The 500-nt window shown below is 56.8% G+C and carries 1 protein-coding gene; it reads left to right on the forward strand.

Annotated elements, in window-relative coordinates; translation table 11 throughout:
- Window positions 1–88 precede the first annotated feature (88 nt).
- Window positions 89–346 carry a GlsB/YeaQ/YmgE family stress response membrane protein gene (locus tag ACXJ7R_RS36235; RefSeq protein WP_379025117.1) on the forward strand — a complete coding sequence of 86 codons (258 nt, stop codon included), beginning with the start codon at window positions 89–91 and terminating at the stop codon, window positions 344–346.
- Window positions 347–500 lie beyond the last annotated feature (154 nt).

Genomic DNA, 500 nt, shown 5'->3' on the forward strand with positions numbered 1-500 from the left:
AATCGGGCCCGCGGGTAATCGATGGAACCCGGCGGCAAGGATGTTCGTTTGCGGATGCATTTTCACCCATCACACAAGGAGAGGGCATATGCACTTGAATGGCGTCGGCTGGATAGCAGCAATCATTATCGGCGGCCTGGCAGGCTGGCTCGCCGAAATGGTCATGAAGAGCAACACCGGCATCTTCATGAACATTGTTCTGGGCATCGTCGGCGCGATCGTGCTGAACGCCATCCTGCAGGCGCTCAACATCGGTGTCTTCGGCATCGGCTGGACCGCCTATCTGATCACCGGCTTTATCGGCGCCTGCCTGCTGATCTGGGTCGGACGCCTGGTGCGCCGTTAATATCGTTGAACAGCTGCTATGCGAAAAGGGCTGCCGCGGCATGCACTGCGGCGGCCTTTTTCTTTGAGTTGAAAAGTCTTAGATGACGTTATGACAGCGAAAGCCGGACTGGCTGTCGCGAACAAACCAGGTTTCCAGATGGTCACTGTCCTCG

It is taken from the genome of Mesorhizobium sp. P5_C1, from assembly GCF_054049815.1.